Here is a 16,192-nt window from a genome sequence, read left to right on the forward strand (position 1 = left end):
TGGGGTGGCGACGGCGGGTGGGGGTTGCGCCGGCGGGTGGGTGGGTCCGGTCGGGGCCTGGAGGGGGTGGCCCGGTCGGGTCCGGTCGGGGTGTCTGGTCAACTTCCGAGAGCCTTGCCCACTCGTGTGAGTGACGGAGTTTGTCCACAACCCCCGGATTATCCACAGGGTTTCGGTAATTTCCGCACGTTCGCCGGGGGCCTCCTACCGTCCTCGGCATGACGACCATGGGCCTGGGCGCGGCGAAGCGCCAAGCGATCAACGAGACTGTGCGGCTGCGGATGGCGACGCTGCTGCCGGGCGACGTCGAGCCGGTGGATGTCGAGCTGGTGGGCGGCGGGGGTGGTGGGGGCTCCTCGGGGACCGCTCCGGGGGCGGGGGAGCGGTCGGCGAACGGACCGCCGCCGGGCGCGGCGCCGCAGCCGTCGGAGGCGAGCGAGGAGGAGGAACGCGCCGCGGTCGAGGGTCTGCCCGGTGCCGGGGCACGTCCGCGGTTCGCCCCGTTCTCTTCGGCGACGGCGCTCGACCGGCGTGCGGTGGCCGGGCTGGTCATCCTGCTGCTGTTCGCGGTCGGCTACGCCGTGCAGCACTTCTGGCTGGCCAGGCCGGAGACGGTCGCCGTGCCCGCGTTGGCAGTCGGCTCGGCGCTGCCGGGGTCGGACGCGCCGTCTCCCGCCGACGCCACGTCACGAGCCGGGCCGCCGGAGGGCCCTACCGCCGTCTCCGGCGCCGGGGCGGCGGCCGTAGTGGTGGTCGACATCGGCGGCCGGGTCCACCTGCCCGGCCTGCACACCCTGCCCGGCGGCTCGCGCGTGGCCGACGCCCTGCGCGCGGCCGGCGGTCCGCTGCCGGAGACGGACACCAGGAACCTCAACCTCGCACGAGTCCTGACGGACGGTGAGCAACTGCTGATCGGCGAGCAGGCGCCCGCGCCCGCCCCGGCCGTCGTCACCGGCGTCGGCCCGCCGGGGCCCGCCGCCCCCCGGCCACCCGTCAGCCTCAACCGCGCCACCCTCGAACAGCTCGACACCCTCCCCGGCGTCGGCCCGACTCTCGCCCAGCGCATCCTCGCCTACCGCACCTCGCACGGCTCCTTCCGCTCCCTCGACCAGCTCCGGCAGGTCAGCGGCATCGGTGCCCGCACGTACGCGGAACTCCGTCCGATGCTCACCCTCTGACGCCTCGCCCGTTCGCTCCACCGGCCTTCGAGAGGAGGTACCGCTATGGCCGCTGTGCCCGCCACGTCCGCTGTGCCCGTCCCCGCTGCACCGACCACTCCCGCCCGCTCTTCGGGTGCCGACTTCCGGCTGCTGCTGCCCGCCGTCTCGGCCTGGGTGGTCACGGCGGCGCTCCTGCGCCTGGAGCCGGGGTTCGAGGCCCCCGTCTTCGCGGCGGCGGGCGTCGCCGCGCTCGCAGCCGTCCTGCTGCTCCGCCGACCAGGCGTTCTGCGTCGACGTGGGGCGGCGGCGACAGTGGCTGCCGTCCTGCTCACCGGAGCGGCAGCCGCGATCGCGACCCCGCTGCACACCGCGGACCTGCACCGGGGCCCGCTGCCGGCGCTCGCCCGTGCGGCAGAGCGCGCCGAGCCTCGGTTGCCGACCGTGGCGGTGGAGGTCGAGCTGACCATCGCTGGGGATCCGAAGACCCACACCTCGCGGGGCGGTACCAGCGGCGGGCAGACCCTCCTCACCGTGGACGCGGTGGCCGACCGAGTCGCCCTGCTGCCGGAAGGGCGGACCACCCGGACGCACACACCCGTGACCGTCATGGTCCGAGGCGCGGAGAGCGCGTCCTGGCAGCGGCTGCTCCCGTCCGAGCGCCTGGCGGCGGAGGCCGAGGTGCGGCCGGCGGGGGAGGGGCACGACACCGAGTCCGCAGCGCTGCTGGTGGTCCACGGGCCGCCCCGGCAGCTGGCACCGCCGAGCCTGCCGCAGCGGATCGCCGGGCGGCTGCGCGAGGGCCTGCGCACGGCCACCGACGGACTTCCGGCGGACGCGCGCGGGCTGCTTCCTGGCCTGGTCGTCGGCGACACCTCGCGCCTGCCCGACGACCTCGAAGACGCCTTCCGGGCCACCGACCTCGTCCACCTGGTCGCGGTCAGCGGGGCCAACCTGGCGATCGTCCTCGGTGCGCTGCTGGGCGCGCCCGGGCAGGCCGGCACCCCGGAACGGCGCGGGCTGGCCGCGGTGCTGGGGCTGTCACTGCGCACCGGCGCACTCCTCGGCACGGGCCTGACACTGGCATTCGTCACCGTCTGCCGCCCCGAGCCCAGCGTGCTCAGGGCGGCCGGGACGGGGCTGATCGGCATGCTGGCCCTGGCCACCGGCCGTCCCCGCCAAGCGGTGCCCGCGCTCGCCGGAGCGGTCCTGGTGCTGGTCCTGCTGGACCCGTTCCTGGCGCACTCGTTCGGCTTCCTGCTCTCCGTACTCGCCACGGCCGGGCTGCTCGTCCTCGGGCCGCACTGGGCCGAGGCACTGCGGGCCCGGCGCTGGCCGCACCACCTGGCGGGCGCCCTCGCAGCGACGGCGGCCGCACAGGCACTGTGTGCGCCCGTGACAGTGGTGCTCTCCGGGCACATCAGCCTGGTCGGCATTCCGTGCAACCTGCTGGCCGAGCTGGCGGTGGCCCCGGCGACGCTGCTCGGATTCGGCGTGCTCGTCCTGCAGCCGCTCCTCCCGGCCGTGGCCCGTCTGCTCGCGGAACCGGCCGGGGTGCCGGCTGGCTGGCTCGCCCTGGTTGCGCGGCGCGGCGCAGAGCTTCCGGGCGGCCAACTGTCCTGGCCAGGAGGGTGGTTCGGGACTGCGACGGTCGCTCTGGCCGTCCTGTCGGCCTGCTGGGCGGCGCCGCTGCTGCTGCCCCGGCCCGTGGAGCCCGGCCGCCCGATGCCCACGCGGCGTCGCTGGGTGCGGGCGCTGGTGACGGGTGCGCTGCTGGCGGCACTGCTGGCCGTGCTGCTGCGGCCGCCGCAACTCACCCGGATCGCCACCGGATGGCCGCCGCCGGGGTGGCGCCTGGCGATGTGCGACGTCGGCCAGGGGGACATGCTCGCCCTGGCGACGGGGGAGCCGGACAGCGCGGTGGTGATCGATACCGGGCCGGACCCGAATGCCGCCGACCGGTGCCTGCGCGATCTCGGCATCACGACGGTGCCCCTCCTGCTGCTGACGCATTTCCACGCCGATCACGTGGAGGGCGTTCCGGGGGTGTTGCGGGGCCGCCGGGTCGGCGCGGTGGAGGGCACAACGCTGGACGATCCGCCGGGCGAGGCAGCCAGGGTGACGCGCTGGGCCGCCGAGGCCGGAGTCCCGCTGCTGCGGGCCCGTCGCGGTGAACGGCGGTCGGCCGGAGCGGAGTTGGCCTGGGACGTGGTGTGGCCGGCGCCCGGGTCGTCCGTCGAGGCGCCCGGCGCGAACAACGCGAGCGTTGCCCTGCTGGTTTCACTGACTGGAGGACTGAGGATGGCACTGCTGGGAGATCTCGAACCGCCGGCGCAGTCGGCTCTGTCGGGCCGCCTGGGACGGGTCGACGTCCTGAAGGTGGCTCACCACGGCTCGGCACACCAGGACTGGGACCTGACCGGCGCCCTGCGGCCCCGGCTGGCCCTGATCTCGTGCGGCGAGGGGAACCCGTACGGGCACCCGTCCCCGAAGACGGTGGACCACCTGCGCGGCCTGGGCGCGACCGTCCTGCGTACGGACCGGGTGGGTGACATCGCGGTGACCGGGGACTCCCCGGCGACTCTCGGTGTGTCCGTCCACCCGAATCCGACTGGCGTGGCCCACAAACCTCGCGCCCACGGCACCAAGGAGCCGGCGGCCCACACCCGCCCCGATCAGACCCCCGGCACACCGCGAGGCCCGCCCGCGTGACGCCCGCTCTCCTCCTCCCAACCACCAAGTGGGGAAAGGGGTATGGGGTAGGGGTGGTGGGGGGAGGTGGCTGGGAGGGGCGGGCGCGGGCCAGGGAGAAACGTTTTTTCGGCGCGCTCCGGGCCAAGCCCGGAGCGCGCCGTCAATCTCGGGAGTCGACCTTGCCGGCCTGCGGCAGGGCGCAGGTGGCTCCCGGGACAACAGGCGAGGCCGGGTAAGGACGGGTCGAGGAGGAAGGCCAGGGTAGTGCGGGCCGAGCAGTGCGCGGGCGAGCAGTGCCGGGAATGGAGTTGCGGCGTGCTCCGAGCTTGCCCGGAGCACGCCGCTGAGAGGCGTCAGCGCCGAGCCGCCCACACATAGGGGCGCCGGGGCCACCGGGTGTCCCGGCCGCGAAGATCGCGATCCGTCAGGCGACCTCGCGGCAGAACTGGCAGCTGGTCAGAGGAATCGGCCTCGGGCGCCCGCGCCGGTACCGGGCGCCCGCCTCCGCAGCCCGCCGCGGCGCGTGCAGGGGGACGCCGACGAGCGGTGGGCCGCCGGCCTGGCGCGGCGGTCAGGCGGGTTCGCGCCAGCCTTCGTGGGCGGCGGCGAGGGCGTCGAGGGCGTGCAGGTGGGCGAGGCTCCAGCCGGTTGCCGGGGGTTCGACGACGACGAGCCACTGGGCGTCCTCGGCGTCGTCCTCTCCGGCGAGGGCGTCGCGGACGATCTCGGGCTCGCCGAGGTCCGGGTGGGCGGCGCCGAGTTGTTCGGCGGCTTCCTCGGCGGCGTCGCGGTCGGGCAGGACGAGCAGCTGCCGGGCGTGCGGGTCGTCGACGTTCGGGCGGTCGGTGGCGTGGTTCTCGGTCACCGGGTCATTCTCCAGGCCGGTAGCCACGCCCGGGCAAGCGGGCAAGCGGGCAAGCGGGCAAGCGGGCAAGCGAGCAAGCAGCCAAGAGCAAGCAGCCAAGCGGACAAGCAGCCAAGCAAGCAGGCAAGCAACCAGCCAGGCGGCCGGAGTGTCCGCGCCCCGTGGGATGCTGGTAGGTGATGGCCAGGAAGAGTGCACCCGATGACCTGCTCGCCCCGCTGACCCTCGCGGTCGGTCAGGAGGAGCTGCTGCTGGACCGCGCGGTCGCCCAGGTGGTGGCGGCGGCGAAGGCGGCGGACCCGGACACGGACGTGCGGGATCTCCCGCCCGGCGGCCTGCAGCCCGGCAGCCTGGCCGAGCTGACCACGCCGTCGCTGTTCGCCGAGCGCAAGGTGATCGTGGTCCGGGCCGCCCAGGACCTCTCCGCCGACTCGGTGAAGGAGGTCAAGGCGTACATCGAGGCGCCCGCCGACGAAGTGATCATGGTGCTGGTGCACGCGGGCGGCGCCAAGGGCAAGGGTTTGCTGGATGCCGGGCGCAAGGCGGGCGGGCGCGAGGTGGCCTGCCCGAAGCTGGCCAAGGCGAGCGAGCGGCTGGCCTTCGTCAAGGGGGAGTTCCGTGCGCTCGGTCGTTCGGCGACCCCGGAGGCCTGCCAGGCGCTGCTGGACTCGCTCGGCAGCGACCTGCGCGAGCTGGCGGCGGCCTGTCACCAGCTGACCTCGGACGTCGAGGGCGCGATCGACGAGACGGTGGTGGCCCGCTACTACAGCGGCCGGGCCGAGGCGACGGGCTTCGAGGTGGCCGATCTGGCGGTCACCGGCCGGGCGGCGGAGGCGCTGGAGCGGTTGCGCTGGGCGCTGGCCGTCGGACAGCCGCCGACCGGCATCACCTACGCGCTGGCCTCCGGCGTGCGCAGCATCGGGCGGCTGGCGACCACGGGGCGGAACATGCGTCCGGCCGATCTGGCCCGTGAGTTGGGCATGCCGCCGTGGAAGGTCGACCGGGTCCGTCAGCAGATGCGCGGTTGGACGGGCGACGGGGTGGCCGCCGCGTTGACGGCGATCGCCCAGGCCGACGCCGCCGTCAAGGGCGGCTCGGACGACCCGGCGTTCGCCTTGGAGCGCGCGGTGGTCGCCGTGGCCCGGGCCTCTCGTGCCGGAGCCCGCCCCGCGTACTGAGCGGCAGGCGCGAGGCCCTGGGACCGCGGTGCGGTCCTACTTCCGCATCGCCCGGACGGCGTCCTGGGCGTCGGACTGCAGGGCGCTGCGCAGCTCGTCCTTGGACGGCGGCTTGGCCTTCCCCTCCGTGTAACTCGCGGTGTAGTTGATGTAGTACGTCATTCCGCCGTCCCGGACGTCCAGTTCGGCGTAGACGCTGTGGTACTTGTCGGAGCCGTCGTCCTTGTACAGGTAGTACGCCTCCTCGCCGATCCCGGAGATGTCGGTGACCTCGTAGCCGCGCGCCCGGTAGAGCTCCTTGTTGGCTTCCAGTTCGGGCGCGGGGTTGACCGCCTTGTGCAGGTCGGCGCGCAGGTAGGCGGAGGCGTACTCGCTGTCGCTGTTGCCGCCGGTGCGCTTGAGGCTCATGGAGCAGTTCATGCTGTCCAGGGCCGGGTTCCGGTCGGTGTGGTGGGTCGGCGCGGAGGTGTCGGAGACGGTGTACGTCTGCAGCAGCTTGGCGGGCTTCCCGGTGGTGCAGAAGTCGTCCGAGAGGTGGTAGCTGCCGAGGCTGCGCGGCGAGGAGTCGCTGCTGACCAGGCCGGGGACGGCGAGCACGGCGGCGGGCCCAGCCGGCGGAGGCGAGTACGGCGCCGACGAAGGCCCAGACGGCGTTGCGCCGCAGGTTCCCGCCGGAGCGCGGCGGTGTCCCGGCGCCCGGTGTGACCGGCATGCCGGGAGCGGTGGGCATCCCCGGAGCCGTCGACATCCCCGGCGCGGCCGGCATTCCGGGGGACGCGGGCAGCCCCGGCGGCGGGCCGAAGCCCGGAACAGCCGGCCCACCCGCCCCGGGCTGCGCGCCGGTGCCCGGCGGTGGCTGCTGCGGGAAGCCGTACCCCGGCCCGTTCGGTGCCGGCGGTGGTGGCATCGTCATGAACTTCCCCCCTGGGCGTGGCGTCGGGGCGCTCCCCCGCACCTCGATCGCACCTGACCGACCATAGCGGCCGGACCGCGGAACGCGACAGGCGCCGCAGTGGCCTCTGGGGAGAGGCTGACTGCGGCGCCTGCCGTACTGCTTCGTTGCACCGCACCCGCGTGGCGAACGCAGGCCGCGTGCGGTGCGAGTCTCGCGCGCCTCGGGGTCCGGGTAGAGGGCCGGAATGTTCCGAGGCGGCCGGGGGTCGGAACCCCCGGGGCGTCAGGCCTGGACGGCCGAGTTGACGCGCTTGGTGATGGCCGACTTCTTGTTGGCGGCCTGGTTGGCGTGGATGACGCCCTTGCTCACGGCCTTGTCCAGCGCCTTGGAGGCGGCGCGGGCCAGCACGGCGGCCTTCTCGGTCTCGCCGGCGGCAGCGGCCTCACGGGCCTTGCGCAGAGCGGTCTTCAGCGAGGACTTGACGGCCTTGTTGCGCAGGCGCGCCTTCTCGTTGGTCTTGTTGCGCTTGATCTGGGACTTGATGTTCGCCACGAAGGAGCCTCAGTCTGTCTAAAGATTCTGAACGGGGTCGCACCGGACGGCCGTCGGTCCAGCTGAGAGGGCATGCCGAGAGGCCAGGTGCAGCAACCCACGCTACCAGGGGCCCACCGCCCGCCCCAAACCGGGCTCCCGCCCGGAGCACCGGACCCGCCGGACGGGAGGGCGGCCGCTACGCGCTGAGCAGCGGTTCGCCGTAGTGCTCGACCTCCGGGAACGGCCGGTAGTAGTGGTGCAGCAGCGCCCGCCAGCGCTGGTACTCGGGGGAGGTGCGGAAGCCCTCGGTGTGGTCGGCGAGCGTCTCCCACCGCACCTGCAGCAGGAAGCGCGAGCCGCGGCCATCGTCGAGGCAGCGTCGTAGCTCCAGGGAGTGGAAGCCGCGTTGGACGGCGATGAGTGGCCGGGCTTCGGAGAAGGCGGCGAGGAACTCGTCCTCCCGGCCTGGCAGGACGTCGAGCAGCGCGCTTTCGAGGATCACGGGGGGTCATCCTGCCGCTCGGGCGTCCACGGGGAAAGGCCGGGGGCACCGGGCTGGACGGCCGGGGCGCCCGCGGGGGAAGCCGGCGCGAAGGGGCCGGGGAGGACCGGACGGTGCCCGAACGGCAGCCCGGCCCGTGCTCGTGGGAGGATGGGAGGAACTATTTCGATCGGACGAGACTGTCCGGTCCCCGGGAAACCGGTCAGCGATGACCCGGACACCCCCGGCCCCGGACCAACGGAGAATCGGACCAAGGTGCCCGCGACCCCCAGCAATGTGCCACAGCCCAGCCGTACCGACCCGGCGCTGATCCGCAACTTCTGCATCATCGCCCACATCGACCACGGCAAGTCGACGCTCGCCGACCGGATGCTGCAGATCACCGGTGTCGTCGACCCCCGGCAGATGCGTGCCCAGTACCTCGACCGCATGGACATCGAGCGTGAGCGCGGTATCACCATCAAGTCGCAGGCGGTCCGCCTCCCGTGGGCGCCGACGACCGGGCCGAACGCCGGGGCGACGCACATCCTCAACATGATCGACACTCCCGGTCACGTGGACTTCACGTACGAGGTGTCCCGTTCGCTCGCCGCGTGCGAGGGCACGATCCTGGTGGTCGACGCGGCCCAGGGCATCGAGGCGCAGACCCTCGCCAACCTGTACCTGGCGCTGGAGAACGACCTCACGATCGTCCCGGTGCTGAACAAGATCGACCTGCCGGCCGCCCAGCCGGAGAAGTACGCCGCGGAGATCGCGCACATCATCGGCTGCGACCCCTCGGACGTGCTGCAGGTCAGCGCCAAGACCGGTCTCGGTGTCGAGGACCTGCTGGACCACATCGTCGACACCGTCCCTGCCCCGGTCGGCGTCAAGGACGCCCCGGCCCGCGCGATGATCTTCGACTCGGTCTACGACTCCTACCGCGGCGTGGTCACCTACGTCCGGGTGGTCGACGGTCAGCTCACCAAGCGTGAGCGGATCGCCATGATGTCCACCGGCGCGACGCACGAGCTGCTGGAGATCGGCGTCATCTCGCCCGAGCCGAAGGTCGCCGACGGCCTCGGCGTCGGCGAGGTGGGCTACATCATCACCGGTGTGAAGGACGTCCGGCAGTCCAAGGTCGGTGACACCATCACCTCGATGCACAAGGGTGCGACCGAGGCGCTGGGCGGCTACAAGGACCCGCGCCCGATGGTGTTCTCCGGCCTGTACCCGCTGGACGGCTCGGACTACCCGCTGCTGCGCGACGCCCTGGACAAGCTGCGGCTCAACGACGCCGCGCTGGTCTACGAGCCGGAGACCTCGGTCGCGCTCGGCTTCGGCTACCGCTGCGGCTTCCTCGGCCTGCTGCACCTGGAGATCATCCGGGAGCGCCTGGAGCGCGAGTTCAACCTCGACCTGATCTCCACCGCCCCCAACGTGGTCTACCGGGTGGTCATGGAGGACGGCACCGAGCACACCGTCACCAACCCGAGCGAGTTCCCCACCGGCAAGATCGACGAGGTGTTCGAGCCGGTCGTGCGCGGCACCATCCTGGCGCCCAACGAGTTCGTCGGCGCGATCATGGAGCTCTGCCAGTCCCGCCGCGGCAACCTCCAGGGCATGGACTACCTCTCCGAGGACCGGGTCGAGCTGCGCTACACCCTGCCGCTCGCCGAGATCGTCTTCGACTTCTTCGACCAGCTGAAGTCCAAGACCCGCGGTTACGCCTCGCTCGACTACGAGCCCATCGGCGAGCAGAGCGCCCAGCTGGTGAAGGTCGACATCCTGCTGCACGGCGACGCGGTGGACGCCTTCTCCGCGATCGTGCACAAGGACAAGGCCTACGGCTACGGCGTGATGATGGCCGGCAAGCTGCAGAAGCTGATCCCCCGCCAGCAGTTCGAGGTGCCGATCCAGGCCGCCATCGGCTCCCGGGTGATCGCCCGGGAGACCGTCCGCGCCATCCGCAAGGACGTCCTCGCCAAGTGCTACGGCGGTGACATCTCGCGTAAGCGCAAGCTGCTGGAGAAGCAGAAGGAGGGCAAGAAGCGGATGAAGATGGTCGGCCGCGTGGAGGTCCCGCAGGAGGCCTTCATCGCCGCGCTGTCCACCGACGCCGAAGCGCCCAAGGACGGCAAGAAGTAGCCGCGAGCGGCAGCGGGAGGGCCCGGGCAACCGCCCGGGCCCTCCCGCATTGTGGCGTCCCCGAGGGGGCGCTCACGCGTTCCGGCGTTCCGGCGGCTACTTCAGCACGCCGAGGACGCCGGTGACGATCCCGGCCTTGGCCAGCCGCCCCGCGGTACCGGTGAAGACGGTGGGTTTCATCGAGTCGTCCGGGTGGACGAGTTGGAGCAGCCCGTCCCGTCGGCCGAGGCTCAGGCACTGCGCGACGTACCGGAACGAGAACGGCTTCGCGGTGCGCCCGTCGAGCAGTCTGCCGACGTACCGGCCCTGCGGCAGGGCGGTGGCGCAGCCCATCCGCAGGGTGCCGACGCCGGGGACGGTGACCGCGGCGGCGTCGCCGACCACGTGGACGTCCGGGTGCGAGACCGACCGCAGGTGGTCGTCGACGAGGGCCCGGCCGCGGTCGTCCACGGCCAGTCCGGCGTCGGCGGCCAGCGGGTGCGGTTCCATCGAGGCGGCCCACACGGTGAGGCCGGCCTCGATCGGGCCGGCGGTGGTGCGCAGCCCGTCCGGGGTGACCTCGGTGACGGTGGCGTTCTCGTGGACGGTGACGCCGAGCCGGGCGAGGACGCGGCGGATGTGGGCGCGTCCCTTGGGGGAGTAGATGCCGCCGACCTGGCCGGCCGCGACGATCCGCACCCGCCAGCCGGGGTGGGCCTCGGCGAGTTCGGCGGCGAGTTCGATGCCGGTGGCGCCGCCGCCGACGACGGCGAGGGTGCCGGGTCGGTCGGCCTCGCGGATCAGGCGCCGCACTTCGGCGGCGCGCTCCACGGGGTGGGCGTGTTCGACGGCGCCGGGGACGTCGTGCCAGGCGGTGCGGCTGCCGAGGGCGTAGACCAGGGTGTCGTAGCCGAGGGTGGTGCCGTCGTCGAGGGCGACCTGGTGCCCGGCCGGGTCGAGTCCGACGGCCCGGGCCCGCCGGTGCTGGATCCGGCGGCCGCGCGTCAGGTCGCCGATGGCGGGCCACTCGTGTCCGCGGCCGGCCGCCGTCTCGTGCTGGCGGACGCGGTGCAGGAGTCGTTCCTCGGGGGCGACCAGGGTGACGGTGTGGTGCCGTCCGGCGCCCTTGGCCGCGGTGAGTCCGGCGTAGCCGGCGCCCAGTACGACGATCCGCTTGCCGGTGCTGGTGGTGCTGCTCATCTCGTCCGCCTCCTCGCGAGGGTGCTCCGGTGGAGCGCCGTCCGGCTCCTGCTGGAGCGCTGTTCGGGAAGGGGACGACGTGGGCGGCAGGGGTGTGACAGTGGCCCGTGTCACACGTCTGCGGGGGCGGGGCGTCAGGGAGCCGTGATCGGGCGGACGTGGCCGAGCTTCTCGGGGTTGACCACGACGAATGCCTCGGTGATCCGCCCGCCGGCCACGGTGACGGCCAGCACGCCGCCGACGGCGCCGGTGGTCCGGTCGTACCAGACGAGGCCCGGTTCGCCGTTGACCACCGCGTGGCCGAGCGCCAGGTCGGGGGTGAACCACTTGGCGACCAGACCGGTCACCAGGCGGGCGACCCGGTCGGCGCCACGGACCGGGCGCACGGCGGCGCGGACGATGCCGCCGCCGTCGGCGTGCCAGACCACATCGGGGTCGAGGACCTCCATCAGGGCGAGGATGTCGCCCCGGGTGGTCGCGGCGGCGAAGGCCCGTACGGCCTGGCGGTGCTCGGCCGGGTCGGCGCCGCCGGGGCGCCGGCCGCCGTCCCTGACCCGGCGGCGGGCCCGGGAGGCGAGCTGGCGGGCGGCGTCGGAGGAGCGGTCCAGGGAGGCGCCGATCTCCTCGAAGCCGACGGCGAAGACGTCGTGCAGGACGAAGGCGGCCCGCTCGGCCGGGGAGAGCTGTTCGAGGACGGTGAGCAGGGCGAGCGAGACGGCCTCGCCGCGTTCGGCCAGGTCGGCGGGGGTCTCCGGGGCGTCGGCGGAGGAGACGGCCGGTTCGGGCAGCCACTCGCCGTAGTAGGCCTCGCGGCGGGCCCGGGCGGAGCCCAGCTGGTCGTAGCAGAGCCGGGTGACGACGGTGGTGAGGAAGGCGCGCGGGTCGGCGACGGCGGAGCGGTCGGCGGCCTGCCAGCGCAGCCAGGCGTCCTGCAGGACGTCCTCGGCGTCGGTGAAGGAGCCGAGCAGCCGGTAGGCGACCGAGCCCAGGTAGCGGCGGTGCGCCTCGAAGGCGTCCGGGGCCTGCGAGCGGTCCGGGGCCTCCGGGGCCTGTGAGGTGTCCTGGGCGTGTGGTGCGTCCGCCGCGTGCGGGGCCGGGTCGTCGGTCACGGGCCCAAGGTAGCGCCGCCCGGCGGCCGTGGCGAAGACCGGGTGGCGAGGGCCGGAACACGGACCGGAACACGAGGAGGGGCCGGAGCGGGAGGGTGCCCGCCCCGGCCCCCGGTGGCGCGGTGTCAGTCGACCTCGGCCACGGCCTCGGCGAACTGCGCCTGGTAGAGCCGGGCGTAGGCGCCGTCGGCGGCGATGAGCTCGTCGTGCGAGCCCTGTTCCACGATCGAGCCGTTCTCCATCACCAGGATCACGTCGGCGTCCCGGATGGTGGAGAGCCGGTGGGCGATCACGAAGCTGGTGCGGCCGGTGCGCAGCCGGGCCATGGCCCGCTGGATCAGCACCTCGGTGCGGGTGTCGACGGAGCTGGTCGCCTCGTCCAGGACCAGGATGGACGGTTGGGCGAGGAACGCACGGGCGATGGTGATCAGTTGCTTCTCGCCGGTGCTGACGCCGGTGCCCTCGTCGTCGATGACGGTGTCGTAGCCCTCCGGCAGGGTGCGGACGAAGCGGTCGACGTGGGCGGCCTTGGCGGCTTCGACGACCTGTTCGTGGGTGGCTCCCTGGGCGCCGTAGGCGATGTTGTCGGCGATGGTGCCGCCGAACAGCCAGGTGTCCTGGAGCACCATGCCGATGCCGGAGCGCAGGTCCTCGCGGGACATCGCGGCGATGTCGACCCCGTCGAGGGTGATCCGTCCGGAGCTGACCTCGTAGAAACGCATCAGCAGGTTGACCAGGGTGGTCTTGCCGGCGCCGGTGGGGCCGACGATGGCGACCGTCTGGCCGGGTTCGACCTTGAGCGAGAGGTCGTCGATGAGCGGCTTGTCGGGGTCGTAGCGGAAGGCGACGTCCTGGAAGGCGACCCGGCCGCGGACGGTGTCGGGCTTCTCGGGCATGGCCGGCTCGGGGCTCTGCTCGGGGGCGTCGAGCAGTTCGAAGACGCGTTCGGCGGAGGCGACGCCGGACTGCACCAGGTTGGCCATGCTGGCGACCTGGGTGAGCGGCTGGCTGAACTGCCGCGAGTACTGGATGAACGCCTGCACGTCGCCGATGGACAGGGCGCCGCCGGCCACTCGCAGGCCGCCGACGACCGCGACCAGCACGTACTGCAGGTTGCCGATGAGCATCATGGCGGGCTGGATGATGCCGGAGATGAACTGGGCCTGGTAGCTGGCCTCGTAGAGTGCGTCGTTGTGCTCGCGGAAGGTCTCGGCGGCTTCGCGCCGGCGCCCGAAGACCTTGACCAGGGTGTGGCCGGTGTACATCTCCTCGACGTGGGCGTTGAGTTGGCCGGTGGACTTCCACTGCTGGACGAACTGGGGCTGCGCGCGCTTGCCGACCTTGGTGGCGACGACCACCGATACCGGCACCGAGACCAGGGCGATCACGGCGAGCAGCGGGGAGATCCAGAACATCATGGCCAGCACGCCGACGACGGTGAGCAGCGAGTTGACGACCTGTCCCATGGTCTGCTGCATGGACTGGCCGATGTTGTCGATGTCGTTGGTGACCCGGCTGAGCACCTCGCCGCGCGGCTGCTTGTCGAAGTAGCTGAGCGGCAGCCGGGACAGCTTGGCCTCGACGTCCTGGCGCAGCCGGTAGCTGGCGCGCTGGATGGCCTTGGTGGCCAGTCGGCCCTGGAGGATGCCGAAGGCGGCGGAGGCGATGTAGATACCGAGCACCCAGAGCAGGACGGAGCCGATGGCGCCGAAGTCCATGCCCTGGCCGGGGGTGAAGTCGACGGCGGAGAGCAGGTCGGCGATGCCGCCGTCGCCGTGGGCTCGCAGCCCGTCGATGACCTGCGCCTTGGTGGTGCCGGCCTGGAAGCGGGCGCCGATGACGCCGGCGAAGATCAGGTCGGTGGCGTCGCCGAGCACCTTGGGGCCGATGACGGCGCAGCCGATGCCGAGCACGCCGAGGAGCAGGACGCCGACGAGGACGTTGCGTTCGGGGCGGAGCAGGCCGAGGACGCGCTTGCCGGAGCCCTTGAAGTCCATGGACTTCTCGACGCCCTGGCCGCCCATGAAACGGCCCGGTCCGGCGGGGCCGCGGCGGGCGGCGGCGGCCTGGGAGTCGCTGGGCAGTTCGGCGTCGTCCGCCTTCTGCGGGCCGGCCTTCGCGGCGTCGGCCGGGGGTTTTCCGGGGGTGGTCACGCCGCCTCCTGCTCGGTGAGCTGGGAGAGCACGATCTCCCGGTATGTCGGGTTGTCGGCCATCAGTTCGTGGTGGGTGCCGGTGCCGACGACGGCGCCTTCGTCGAGGACGATGATCCGGTCGGCGTCGCGGATGGTGGACACCCGTTGGGCGACGATCAGGACGGTGGCGTCGGAGGTCTCGCGGGCGAGGGCCTTGCGCAGCCGGGCGTCGGTGGCGTAGTCGAGCGCGGAGAAGGAGTCGTCGAAGAGGTAGACGGAGGGCTTGCGGACCAGGGCGCGGGCGATGGCCAGGCGTTGGCGCTGGCCGCCGGAGACGTTGCTGCCGCCCTGGGCGATGGGGGCGTCCAGGCCTTCGGGGAGCTTTTCGACGAAGTCCTTGGCCTGGGCGGTCTCCAGGGCCTGCCAGAGCTCCTCGTCGGTGGCGTCGGGCCGGCCGTAGCGGAGGTTGCTGGCGACGGTGCCGGAGAACAGGTAGGGCTTCTGCGGGACGATGCCGACGGTGTCGGCGAGCGCGTCGGCGGCGAGCTCGCGCACGTCGATGCCGTCCAGCAGGACGCGGCCGGAGGTGGCGTCGAAGAGGCGGGGGACGAGGCCGAGCAGGGTGGACTTGCCGCTGCCGGTGGAGCCGATGATGGCGGTGGTCTCGCCGGGGCCGGCGGTGAGGTCGATGCCGCGCAGGACGGAGGCTTCGGCGCCGGGGTAGCGGAAGTCGACGGCGCGCAGTTCGAGGTGGCCGCGGCGCGGCACTTTGGTGACGGGCGTGGCGGGCGGGACGACGCTGGAGTCGGTGCCCAGGACTTCCTGGACGCGTTCGGCGCAGACCTCGGCGCGGGGCACCATCATGAACATGAAGGTGGCCATCATGACGCTCATCAGGATCTGCATCAGGTAGGAGAGGAAGGCGGTGAGCCCGCCGATCTCCATGTCGTGGCTGTCGATGCGGTGGGCGCCGAACCAGAGCACGGCCACGCTGGAGACGTTCACGACCAGCATGACGGCCGGGAACATGACGGACATGAGCCGGCCGACGTTGCGGGCGACGTCGGTGAGGTCCTCGTTGGCGTCGGCGAAGCGGGCCTGCTCCTGGTCGTCCTTGACGAAGGCGCGGATGACCCGGATGCCGGTGATCTGTTCGCGCAGGATCCGGTTCACGGTGTCGATGCGCTTCTGCATGCTGCGGAACTGCGGGCGCAGCGCGCGGACCAGCAGGGCGACGACGACGGCGAGGGCGGGGATGACGGCGAGCAGCAGGCCGGACAGCGGGACGTCCTGGTTGAGCGCCATGATGATGCCGCCGACGCACATGATCGGTGCGGCGACCATGAGCGTGAAGCTCATCAGCGCGAGCATCTGGACCTGTTGGACGTCGTTGGTGGTGCGGGTGATCAGGGAGGGTGCGCCGAACTGGCCGACCTCGCGGGCGGAGAAGCTCTGCACCTGGTCGAAGACGGCGGCGCGGACGTCCCGGCCGAAGGCCATGGCGACGCGGGCGCCGATGTAGACGGCGCCGATGGAGCAGAGCGCCTGGACGATGGTCACGCCGATCATGACCCCGCCGATGCGCAGGATGTAGCCGGTGTCGCCCTTGACCACGCCGTCGTCGATGATGTCGGCGTTGAGCGTCGGCAGGTAGAGCGCCGCCAGGGTGGACACCAGCTGGAGTACCACCAGCAGGGTGATCGGTCGGGAGTAGGGGCGTAGGTACGCCCGGAGCAGTCTGATCAGCACTAGCACACTCTTGTCGTCGCCGGTCGGGTTCGTATCCCAATTCTCGTTGTTCTGTAGCGTCGTACAGGC

At 72.6% G+C, this 16,192-nt stretch carries 12 protein-coding genes; 4 read left to right on the forward strand and 8 right to left on the reverse strand.

All coding sequences use genetic code 11. The annotated features are described in order from the left end of the window. Nucleotides 1-218 precede the first annotated feature (218 nt). Nucleotides 219-1,178, forward strand: a complete 960-nt coding sequence (locus AC0B61_RS10230; RefSeq protein WP_471740182.1) for a ComEA family DNA-binding protein — start codon at nt 219-221, stop codon at nt 1,176-1,178. A gap of 45 nt (nt 1,179-1,223) precedes the next feature. After that, nucleotides 1,224-3,869, forward strand: a complete 2,646-nt coding sequence (locus AC0B61_RS10235) for a ComEC/Rec2 family competence protein (protein WP_471740183.1) — start codon at nt 1,224-1,226, stop codon at nt 3,867-3,869. Between the two features lie 553 nt (nt 3,870-4,422). Here the strand turns inward: AC0B61_RS10235 and AC0B61_RS10240 are convergent. Then, the gene (locus AC0B61_RS10240; RefSeq protein WP_471740184.1) at nt 4,423-4,716 is read right to left on the reverse strand and encodes a hypothetical protein; all 294 of its coding nucleotides are present in this window, start codon (nt 4,714-4,716) and stop codon (nt 4,423-4,425) included. Between the two features lie 179 nt (nt 4,717-4,895). Here AC0B61_RS10240 and holA point away from each other — a divergent pair, with 179 nt between their 5' ends. After that, nucleotides 4,896-5,894 carry a DNA polymerase III subunit delta gene (holA, locus tag AC0B61_RS10245; protein ID WP_471740185.1) on the forward strand — a complete coding sequence of 333 codons (999 nt, stop codon included), beginning with the start codon at nt 4,896-4,898 and terminating at the stop codon, nt 5,892-5,894. Nucleotides 5,895-5,930: 36 nt separating this feature from the next. On the opposite strand, the gene AC0B61_RS10250 is transcribed toward holA, so the two are convergent. From AC0B61_RS10250 to AC0B61_RS10260, 3 genes are all read right to left on the reverse strand, one after another. Continuing rightward, nucleotides 5,931-6,491 (reverse strand): hypothetical protein, encoded by a 561-nt coding sequence (locus AC0B61_RS10250; protein ID WP_471740186.1) that lies wholly within the window; start codon nt 6,489-6,491, stop codon nt 5,931-5,933. 580 nt (nt 6,492-7,071) lie between these two features. Beyond that, nucleotides 7,072-7,341 carry a 30S ribosomal protein S20 gene (rpsT, locus tag AC0B61_RS10255; RefSeq protein WP_471740187.1) on the reverse strand — a complete coding sequence of 90 codons (270 nt, stop codon included), beginning with the start codon at nt 7,339-7,341 and terminating at the stop codon, nt 7,072-7,074. 178 nt (nt 7,342-7,519) lie between these two features. Continuing rightward, nucleotides 7,520-7,825 carry an antibiotic biosynthesis monooxygenase family protein gene (locus tag AC0B61_RS10260; RefSeq protein WP_471740188.1) on the reverse strand — a complete coding sequence of 102 codons (306 nt, stop codon included), beginning with the start codon at nt 7,823-7,825 and terminating at the stop codon, nt 7,520-7,522. A 255-nt stretch (nt 7,826-8,080) separates the two neighbouring features. On the opposite strand from AC0B61_RS10260, the gene lepA reads away from it, so the two are divergent. Then, the gene (gene lepA, locus AC0B61_RS10265) at nt 8,081-9,952 is read left to right on the forward strand and encodes a translation elongation factor 4 (protein WP_471740189.1); all 1,872 of its coding nucleotides are present in this window, start codon (nt 8,081-8,083) and stop codon (nt 9,950-9,952) included. Nucleotides 9,953-10,048: 96 nt separating this feature from the next. Here lepA and AC0B61_RS10270 read toward each other — a convergent pair whose 3' ends face one another. The 4 genes from AC0B61_RS10270 to AC0B61_RS10285 form a co-directional block, all read right to left on the reverse strand. Further along, a complete protein-coding gene (locus tag AC0B61_RS10270; protein WP_471740190.1) occupies nt 10,049-11,131 on the reverse strand; it encodes an NAD(P)/FAD-dependent oxidoreductase in 1,083 nt (360 codons plus the stop codon). Between the two features lie 134 nt (nt 11,132-11,265). Then, entirely contained in the window at nt 11,266-12,240 is a 975-nt protein-coding gene (sigJ, locus tag AC0B61_RS10275) for an RNA polymerase sigma factor SigJ (protein WP_471740191.1), read from the reverse strand. A 125-nt stretch (nt 12,241-12,365) separates the two neighbouring features. After that, nucleotides 12,366-14,393, reverse strand: a complete 2,028-nt coding sequence (locus AC0B61_RS10280; RefSeq protein ID WP_471740192.1) for an ABC transporter ATP-binding protein — start codon at nt 14,391-14,393, stop codon at nt 12,366-12,368. Next, a complete protein-coding gene (locus AC0B61_RS10285) occupies nt 14,390-16,123 on the reverse strand; it encodes an ABC transporter ATP-binding protein (RefSeq protein ID WP_471740193.1) in 1,734 nt (577 codons plus the stop codon). The genes AC0B61_RS10280 and AC0B61_RS10285 overlap by 4 nt, the downstream gene beginning before the upstream one ends. Nucleotides 16,124-16,192 lie beyond the last annotated feature (69 nt).

The sequence above is a fragment of the Kitasatospora sp. NPDC023385 genome (assembly GCF_055664045.1).